7 protein-coding genes are annotated in these 5,498 nt (G+C 74.8%); all 7 read left to right on the forward strand.

The features are described from left to right. Positions 1 to 468, forward strand: a 468-nt coding sequence (locus tag E9529_RS20870; RefSeq protein WP_236833185.1) for a class F sortase, incomplete at its 5' end; no start/stop codon positions are given. 44 nt (positions 469 to 512) lie between these two features. Continuing rightward, complete coding sequence (locus E9529_RS20875) at positions 513 to 1,115, forward strand: RNA polymerase sigma factor (protein ID WP_236833186.1); 603 nt, start codon at positions 513 to 515, stop codon at positions 1,113 to 1,115. Then, positions 1,096 to 1,875: an anti-sigma factor gene (locus E9529_RS20880; protein ID WP_236833187.1), complete on the forward strand. Its 780-nt coding sequence runs from the start codon at positions 1,096 to 1,098 to the stop codon at positions 1,873 to 1,875. Before E9529_RS20875 ends, E9529_RS20880 begins: the two co-directional genes overlap by 20 nt. 61 nt (positions 1,876 to 1,936) lie before the next feature. After that, complete coding sequence (gene egtE / locus E9529_RS20885; protein WP_236833188.1) at positions 1,937 to 3,052, forward strand: ergothioneine biosynthesis PLP-dependent enzyme EgtE; 1,116 nt, start codon at positions 1,937 to 1,939, stop codon at positions 3,050 to 3,052. Between the two features lie 184 nt (positions 3,053 to 3,236). Further along, entirely contained in the window at positions 3,237 to 3,596 is a 360-nt protein-coding gene (locus E9529_RS20890; protein WP_236833189.1) for a GntR family transcriptional regulator, read from the forward strand. Then, entirely contained in the window at positions 3,581 to 4,531 is a 951-nt protein-coding gene (locus E9529_RS20895; RefSeq protein ID WP_236833190.1) for an ABC transporter ATP-binding protein, read from the forward strand. The genes E9529_RS20890 and E9529_RS20895 overlap by 16 nt, the downstream gene beginning before the upstream one ends. After that, complete coding sequence (locus E9529_RS20900; RefSeq protein ID WP_236833191.1) at positions 4,531 to 5,226, forward strand: hypothetical protein; 696 nt, start codon at positions 4,531 to 4,533, stop codon at positions 5,224 to 5,226. Before E9529_RS20895 ends, E9529_RS20900 begins: the two co-directional genes overlap by 1 nt. Positions 5,227 to 5,498 lie beyond the last annotated feature (272 nt).

Genomic DNA, 5,498 nt, shown 5'->3' on the forward strand with positions numbered 1-5,498 from the left:
GCCCCCGCGGCCGCCCCGCCCGCGCGGATCGACGTCCCCGGTCTCGGCGTCACCGCACCCGTGGACCCCATGGGCATCGCCGGCGACGGGCAGATGGCGCTGCCCGAGGACGTCGACCGCGTCGGCTGGTACCGCTTCGGCCCGGAGCCCGGCGCGGCCGGCAATTCCGTGATCGCCGGCCACGTGGACGACCGGGAGCAGGGTCCCGGCGCGCTGTTCCCCCTGCGGACGGCCGAGCCCGGCCAGGAGATCACCGTCACCGACGCCGCCGGCGGGACCACCCGCTGGCGGGTCGTCTCCCGCGAGGTGATCGAGAAGGACGTCCTCCCGCTGGACGAGATCTTCCGCCGGGACGGCCCGCCGAGGCTGGTCGTCATCACCTGCGGGGGCCCCTTCCTGCCCGAGTTCCGCAGCTACCGCGACAACGTCGTCGTCGTCGCCGAGCCCCTCCCGGGCACCACGCCGTGACCGGGGTGCTGGACCGGGCCGCGCACCTGGGTAGCGTCGGTACCGTGAACCCCGACCCCGTTCCGGTGCCGCACGGCTCCGCGGAGCCGGACGACGCCGAGGTGGGCCGCCGGTTCGCCGCCGGCGACGAGCAGGCGCTCGCCCTCGCCTACGAGCGGTGGGCCGGGCAGCTGCACGGCATGGCGGTGCGCGCCTTCGGCCCCGGCCCGGACGCCGAGGACGTCACCCAGCAGACCTTCATCTCCGCCTGGACCGGCCGCGCCCGCTTCAACCCGGAGCAGGGCCCCCTGCCCGCCTGGCTGGTCGGCGTCTGCCGCCACAAGATCGCCGACACCTGGGCCCGGCGGGACCGGCAGCGCCGCGAGGCCGAGGCCGCCGTCTCCGAGGCGCAGGCCACACCGGCCGGCGGGACGACGCCCCCGGTCGACGGCGTTGTGACCGACCGGATGCTCGTGCTCGAGGAGCTGGAGCGCCTCGGCCAGCCGCAGCGCGGGATCATCGAGCTCGCGTTCTTCGCCGATCTCACCCATGCCCAGATCGCGGAGCGCACCGGCATCCCGCTGGGCACGGTGAAATCCCACATCCGCCGCACGCTCGAACGCCTGAGGACACGATTGGAGGTGGACGGTGCCGCACTGCCAGCCTGAGCAGCTCGCCCTGGCCGCGCTGCGCGAGCCCCTCCCGGCCGACGACGCCGCCCACCTCGGCTCGTGCGCCGAGTGCCGGGCCGAGGTCGCGCGCCTCCAGCGCGCCGTCGACGCCGTCGCGATCCCCGAATTCGCCGAGCCGGGGCCGCCGGTGGCGCCGCCCGCCTCGGTGTGGGCCGGCATCGCCGCGGCCACCGGGGTGCAGGCGACGCCAGGGGGCTCCGCGCCCGCTGCCCTGGCCGCCGTCCCCGCCACCCCGGTGCCCGCCGCCGCGCCCGCCTACGCACCCGCCCCGGCCGCGGCCGGCGGTCAGGTGCTCCCGCTCCGCCGCAGCCGCCGCACGGTGGTGCTGATGGCGGCCGCCGCGATCACCGGCGCCGTCGCGGGCGCCGGGGCCGTGGCGCTGCTGCAGGGCGAGGACTCGCTCGAGCCGCTCACCACCGTGGCCCTCGAGCCGCTCGACGGCGAGCCGGCGTCGGGCCGGGCGGAGGTCGTGGTCCGCCCGGACGGCTCCCGCGCCCTCGAGGTCGACCTCGACGCGCCGGCGGTGGAGGACGCGTACTACGAGATCTGGCTGATCGAGCCGGGGGTCGTGGACATGGTGCCGCTGGGCGTCGTGCGCCCGGGGACGCAGACCTTCGAGCTGCCGACCGGGCTGGACCTGGCGGCGTACCCGATCGTCGACGTCTCGGTCGAGCCCCTGGACGGCGACCCGACGCACTCGGGGGTCTCCGTGGCCCGGGGCCAGATCGAGAGCTGACGGAGCCCGTGCCCCTCACCACCCGCACGCCCGCTGCGGGCCCCTGCGCCGGGTCCGCCGCGTGACGCCCCCCGGCGAAGAGCTGGGCACGCAGTGGCGCAAGGCCCGGCCGCGCCCCGCAGGCCGGCACCTGGACAGCGCCTCGTGCAGCCGGCAGAGCCACCGCGTGCTCGAGGCGACCGCGCACCACGCCCGGCACGAGGCGGAGCTGGGCGGGTACGTCGCCGAGGCGACCGCCGACGACCTGCTCCAGCAGGGGCGCTCGGTCCTCGGCGGGCTGGCCGGCATGGCCGCCGCCGACGTCGCCTTCGTGGAGTCCGCCCAGGCCGCGCTGGTGGCCCTGCTGAGCGGCTGGCGGCTGCCGGCCGGGGCGCGGGTCGCCTGCCTGCCCGGGGAGTTCGCGCCGAACGTCGCCCAGCTGCGCGCCGCCGGGCTGCGGCCCGAACCGCTGCCGGTCGACGACCTGGGGCGGGCCGACCTCGACCGCGTCGAGCGGCTGCTGGCCACCGATCCGCCGCGGGTGGTGCACCTGACGCACGTCGCCAGCCACCGGGGGACGGTGCAGCCGGCCCGGGAGGTCGCGGTGCTGTGCCGCGCGGCCGGGGTCCCGCTGGTCCTCGACGCCGCGCAGTCCCTGGGGCACGTCGACGTCGACCTCGGCGCCGACGTCGTCTACGGCACGTCGCGCAAGTGGCTGGCCGGGCCGCGTGGTGTCGGGGTGCTGATGGCCCGCCCGCACGTCGCCGCGCAGCTGGTGCCGGTGCTCCCCGAGCCGGCGGACGTGCCGCCGATGCGGGCCTTCGAGTCGGGGGAGGCGCACGTGGCCGGCCGGATCGGGCTCGTGGTCGCCATCGGTGAGCACCTGGCCGCCGGGCCCGACCGCGTGCGCGCGCGGCTGGCCGGGCTCGGCCGGGCCACCCGCGAGCTCCTGGGCGGCGTGTCCGGCTGGCAGGTCGTGGAGCCCCTCGACGAGCCGACGGCCACCACCACGCTGCGCCCGCCGGACGGCGTCGACGTCGTCGCCACGCGGGCCCGGCTGCTGACCGAGCACGGCATCGTGGTCAGCGCCTTCGGGCCGGAGCGCGCTCCCGGGGAGATGACCGGGCCGGTGCTGCGGGTCTCACCGCACCTGGACGCCACCGTCGAGGACCTGGAAGCGCTCGCCGCCGCGCTCTGAGGTCGCCCAAGCGTGCGGTGCACCCACCCGCCGTCGAGCGCACCGGGCCGCCGGGTCTCGTCGCGCCTGGGGCCGGCGCCGCTCGGCAACCGTCTTGCGCCCGGCGACGCGCCACCCCTATGGTTCCCTACATGAGTAATGAACCCAGGGACCGGCGCAGCCCTGGTGCCCCGCGGTCGGTGTCGTGAACGAGGACGCCGGCCCGATCTTCCGGCAGGTCGCCGCCGAGATCGAGAACGCGATCGTCGACGGCTCGCTGGCCGAGGAGGCCCAGGCGCCCTCCTCCAACGAGCTGGCCGCCTTCCACCGCATCAACCCCGCCACCGCCGCCAAGGGACTGAACGAGCTGGTGGCCGACGGGGTCCTCTACAAGAGACGAGGAGTCGGGATGTTCGTCGCCACCGGCGCTCGCGAACAGCTGCTCAAGCGGCGCCGCAGCGAGTTCGCCGACCAGTACGTCCGCCCCCTGATGGCCGAGGCACGGAAGCTCGGCATCCCCGCCCGCGAGCTCGCGGCCATGATCGACGAATGGGAGGGCCGGTGATGACCACGGGCTCGACGACCGCAGCGGTCACCCTGCAGGACATCACGATGCGCTTCCGCGAGCACACCGCGCTCGACGGCATCACGACGACGTTCGAGAAGGACGCCATCACCGGCCTGCTGGGCCGCAACGGCGCCGGCAAGACCACGCTCATGCAGCTGGTCGCCGGGCACCGGGTGCCCACCAGCGGGAGCGTCCGCGTGTTCGGCGGCAATCCGTACGAGCACGACGTCGTCCTCCGCGACATCTGCTTCATCAAGGAGGGGCAGCGCTACCCCGACCACTTCCGGGTGCGCGATGCGCTGTCGGTGGCGTCCATGCTCTTCCCGGGTTGGGACGCCGACCTCGCCGCCTCGCTCCTGCGCGACTTCGACCTGCCGGCGAAGCGGACCATCAAGAAGCTGTCCCGCGGCATGACGTCGGCCGTCGGCATCGTCATCGGCCTGGCCTCCCGCGCACCGCTCACCGTCTTCGACGAGCCGTACCTGGGTCTGGACGCCGTCGCGCGGCAGCTCTTCTACGACCGGCTGATCGCCGACTACGCCGAGAACCCGCGGACCGTCGTCCTCTCCACCCACCTCATCGAGGAGATCGCCCCGCTGCTGGAGCGCGTGCTGCTCATCGACCGCGGGCGGGTGCTGCTCGACGCCGACAGCGAGTCCTTGCGCGACAGCGCGGTGACCGTGAGCGGTCCGCGGGACAAGGTGCTCGAGTTCGCCCGCCAGCACGAGCTGCTGCACACGGAGGCGCTCGGCGGCCACGCCCGAGCCGTCGTCCGCATCCGGGAGGCCGCAGCCCGGCGTGCGGCGGCCGGCTCCGGCCTCGCGGTCGAGCCGACGCCCCTGCAGCAGCTGGTCGTCGCGATGAGCCTGCAGGACCCGGCCGATCGCGCCCTCCACCTCGCCCCCAGCACCGACCTCGAGGAGGTCTCCTGATGAGCCGCGTCCTGCAGGTAGCCCGCCTGCACCTGGTCAACCCGCTGGTGAGCCTCGGCATCCCGTGGCTGGTGGTGTCCATCAGCTTCGCCATCAACCTCGCCGTCTGGCACCTGACGCCGGCCGGAGAGGACGACGGGGGCTTCAGCGGCGGCGTCCTGGCCCTCTACATCACCGCCCTCGTGGTCTACATCCAGTCGGTCACCCACCTCCTGCCCTTCGCGATGGGCTTGAGCATCAGCCGGCGCACCTTCTACCTGGGGACGGCGCTGTTCGCGCTGGCGCAGTCGCTGTACTACGGCATCGCGCTGGCCACCCTTGTCGCGATCGAGAACGCCACCGGCGGGTGGGGCGCGGGGCTCAGCTACTGGGCGCCGGGGCCCTTCGAGGTGGACAACTTCTTCCTCCAGGTCCTGACCTCGGGAGCACCGATGCTGGCGTTCATCTCGGTCGGCGTGGGGATGGGCGTGGTGCACCAGCGCTGGGGGCAGGCCGGCACCTGGGGTCTGATCATCGGGACCATGACCCTCTTCGGCGGGCTCGGCATCGTGATCACCTGGCTCGAGGCCTGGGGGAGCGTCGGCGCCTGGTTCGGCGAGCAGTCGACCGCGACGCTGACGATCGCGCTCCCGACGGCCGTCGCCCTCGTCGTGGCGCTGGCGTCCTTCCCGGGGATCCGTCGCGTCGTTCCCTGAGGAGCTCATCAAGGACCGGAGCCCCGTTCCGTCACCCGACGGAACGGGCTCTTCCGTCCTCGTGTAGCGGACCGGCCGCCCGGGGGTGGCCGACCACTGGCGCTCGGTCGACCACCCCTGCGCGGCCGGCCGGCAGGGATCGTGCCGACGTGCATCCGGCGCTGAGTACATCCGGGGACGACGAAGGGCCCCAGCCTGGTGGCTGGGGCCCTTCGTGAATGGTTGTCCGGCGGCGTCCTACTCTCCCACCCCGTCTCCAGGGCAGTACCATC

It is taken from the genome of Blastococcus sp. KM273128, from assembly GCF_021698975.1.
Taxonomy (GTDB): domain Bacteria; phylum Actinomycetota; class Actinomycetes; order Mycobacteriales; family Geodermatophilaceae; genus Blastococcus.